This is a genomic window from Kitasatospora sp. NPDC007106 (assembly GCF_040634455.1).
In the GTDB taxonomy this organism is placed as follows: domain Bacteria; phylum Actinomycetota; class Actinomycetes; order Streptomycetales; family Streptomycetaceae; genus Kitasatospora; species Kitasatospora arboriphila.
The window spans coordinates 1-2,863 of the sequence record NZ_JBEYFP010000739.1; the positions used below are offsets into that span (position 1 = coordinate 1).

Here is a 2,863-nt window from a genome sequence, read left to right on the forward strand (position 1 = left end):
GGCCCGCACGCACGAAGCGGACACCGCCCCGCACCCGGCCCGACACGGGGGACGAGCCATGACCGGGCCGCACCTCGCCTACACCTACGCCATCGCCCGGTACACCGACGGACTCGCGCAGGTCGTCGCGGCCCTCACCGGAGTGGCCGCCTCGCGTGTCCACCTCGTGCAGCCCACGCGCGGCCGTGACCCGGTGGCCGCCGTCAGCCCGGTGCCGGCCGAGGACTTCGACGAGACCGCACTCCGGCGCCACCTGGAGGAACTCGCGTGGCTGGAGGAGGTCGCCCGGAGCCACCACGGCGTGATCGAGGCGATCGCCGCACACACCACCGTCCTGCCGCTGCGGCTGGCCACCGTCCACCTCGACGACGGCCGCGTACGTGCCGTGCTCGACGCCCGGCAGGAGACCTTCCTCGACCGCCTCACCCAGCTGGCCGACCGGCTGGAGTGGGGCGTCAAGCTCTATCTCGACGCCCCTGCCACCCCGCCCCCGCCCCCACCGGCGGACCTCGGCCCCGGACGCGCCTACCTCCACCACCGCCGGGCCGAACAGGACCTCCGGCAGGACAGCCACGACGCGGCCCGGACGGCCGCCGAGCGGATCGACGCAGCCGCACGGCTCCACGCCGTCGACCGCGTCCGCCACCGCGTCCAGCAGGGCGAACTCGCTCCGGGGCCCGGCACCAACGTCACCAACGACGCCTACCTCGTCCCCGTGGAACGCGCGGAGGCCTTCCGGGCCGACGTGATGCGGTCGACCGACGGCCTGCCCGGGATCCGGGTCGACGTCACCGGCCCCTGGGCCCCCTACTCCTTCGCCGCCCCGCACGAAGAGGAAGACACCGCGCCGTGAGGGCAGCCAACGACCGATCGGCCGCCCCCGACGCCCCCCTGCCGCAGCGCCAGGTCGCCCTCATCGACCTGCTCGACCGCCTGCTCGGCAGCGGCGTCGTCCTCACCGGCGACATCGTCCTGTCCATCGCGGACATCGACCTCGTCCGGATATCGCTGCGAGCACTCATCGTGTCCATCAGTGAACAGCACCCCGCACCGTGGGCCACGGGCGTCCCGCAACCACCCGGACGGCCATGACGGACACACCCCGTCCCTCCGACCGCTTCGACGAAGTCGCCGAAGCGGCCACCCGCGCCTTCCGACTGCTGCCTGCCACGCCCCGCGACGACCCCCGGCTCCTCGCCCCCGGGCCCCGGGGCCCGGCCCGGAGGATCAGCACCAGTCCGGACACCGTCGAACGCGACCTCATGAAGCTGGTCCTCACCATCGTCGAACTCCTGCGCCAGCTCATCGAACGCCAGGCACTCCACCGCGTCGAGTCCGGTGACCTCACCGACGCTCAGGAAGAAACCCTCGGCGCCACCCTCATGGCCCTCCACGACCGCATGACCGAACTCTGCACCCGCTACGGCCTGACCCTTCAGGACCTCAACCTCGACCTCGGCCCGCTCGGCACCCTCCTCCCGCCGCCGGACTGACACCTCGGCACGCAGGTGCGGCACAGGCCGGACGGAAGCCGACTGCCCGCCCCGACGGTGCACTCGTCACCGCTCCCGGGCACGGGGAGCAACCCGAAGACACACAGGACGACCACGTGCGGGCAGCGGCTGCAGGGCCGCACCGGCACATCCCCGACCGACCCGATCCGGCGAAGGCCGTGACGCGCGGCGCGGGTCACGGCCGGACCGGAAGCCGTACTCCATGCCCGGGCTCGACGAACGCCGTGAACGGGCCGGTCGCCCTTCACCCGCCGGTCCAGCAGGTGCAGCAGGTCGGTCGCCCCCGGCAGCCTGTCAGGCGCGGACGGCACGGGATCGGACGGCACGGGATCGGCGGGCACCGGACGTGTGAGCCCGAGCCCGGCGGGCAGACGCGAGGCCATGCCTCGCCCTACGGAGGAACCAGCCCATGTCCACTGATGCCATTGTTCTGCTGAAGGAGGACCACAAGGAGGTGCGCCGCCTCTTCCGAGCCTTCGAAGCCGCCGACGAGAACGCCAAAGAGGTCAAGTCGGACCTCGTGAGCAGGATCGTGGAAGCACTGACGGTCCACACCTTCATCGAGAACGAAGTCATGTACCCCGCGATCCGTGAACTCGTTCCCGCACTCGAACAGGACATCCTGGAGTCCTTCGAGGAGCACCACGTCGCCGACCTGCTGTGCGCCGAACTCGACGCGATGGACCCGGACGACGAGCGGTTCGACGCGAAGACCACCGTCCTCGTCGAAGCCGTCGGCCACCACATCCAGGAGGAGGAGGACGACTGGTTCCCCAAGGTCCGTGACGCCCTGGGCCGCAGGGAACTCCAGGAGATCGGGGCCCGCATGCTTGAGGCCCGCGCCACGGCACCCCGCCGGCCCCGACAGCCCGGCTCGCTCAAGAAGGCCGCCGACGCGATCTTCCGCTGACCGCAAAGGCACGCCGGACAGCCGTACATCGCTCCCGATCCCGTTGCCGAAGGCCCCTGCCCCGGGATCGGCCCCGCTCCGCAGCCGTGCAGCGCCGGACTGGGCCGGCCAAGGAGGCGTCACGCCGGAGGCCGCAATGATCGTCCGCGGCGTCGCAATCCTCCTCGTCATCGGCCCGGTCGCCGGCGTCGGCTTCCCGTGGACGATCGGCCTTGTCCCGCTCCTCATCGGACTGATCCTCCGGATCATCGGAGCCGTCGGCCACGAGGCCGGAGGCCGTCGCCCATACCTGGTGAACCGTCAAACGGTCCCCGGCCGTGAACCCGGAGTCGTCACCGGGCAGGCGTGCCCCATGCCCCGACGGCCGCCTCGCCCGCAAGCGTCGAAGTGCCGCGTCCGCCGGTGCTTGCGGCCGGTGACCGGGGGCGGTGACCGGGGG

4 protein-coding genes are annotated in these 2,863 nt (G+C 72.2%); all 4 read left to right on the forward strand.

Features of this window, described 5'->3' with window-relative positions; genetic code table 11:
- Positions 1 to 58 precede the first annotated feature (58 nt).
- The 4 genes from ABZ641_RS31625 (at position 59) to ABZ641_RS31640 (ending at position 2,424) form a co-directional block, all read left to right on the forward strand.
- Entirely contained in the window at positions 59 to 853 is a 795-nt protein-coding gene (locus ABZ641_RS31625; protein WP_344624629.1) for a GvpL/GvpF family gas vesicle protein, read from the forward strand.
- A complete protein-coding gene (locus ABZ641_RS31630; RefSeq protein WP_344624628.1) occupies positions 850 to 1,092 on the forward strand; it encodes a gas vesicle protein in 243 nt (80 codons plus the stop codon). Before ABZ641_RS31625 ends, ABZ641_RS31630 begins: the two co-directional genes overlap by 4 nt.
- Positions 1,089 to 1,493, forward strand: a complete 405-nt coding sequence (locus ABZ641_RS31635; RefSeq protein ID WP_359987372.1) for a gas vesicle protein K — start codon at positions 1,089 to 1,091, stop codon at positions 1,491 to 1,493. Before ABZ641_RS31630 ends, ABZ641_RS31635 begins: the two co-directional genes overlap by 4 nt.
- Before the next feature lie 430 nt (positions 1,494 to 1,923).
- A complete protein-coding gene (locus ABZ641_RS31640) occupies positions 1,924 to 2,424 on the forward strand; it encodes a hemerythrin domain-containing protein (protein WP_359987375.1) in 501 nt (166 codons plus the stop codon).
- Positions 2,425 to 2,863 lie beyond the last annotated feature (439 nt).

Bases quoted from the DNA above. Each gene is read 5' to 3' on its own strand.
- ABZ641_RS31625 (WP_344624629.1), top strand. From the start codon at position 59: ATGACCGGGCCGCACCTCGCCTACACCTACGCCATCGCCCGGTACACC.
- ABZ641_RS31635 (WP_359987372.1), top strand. From the start codon at position 1,089: ATGACGGACACACCCCGTCCCTCCGACCGCTTCGACGAAGTCGCCGAA.
- ABZ641_RS31640 (WP_359987375.1), top strand. From the start codon at position 1,924: ATGTCCACTGATGCCATTGTTCTGCTGAAGGAGGACCACAAGGAGGTG.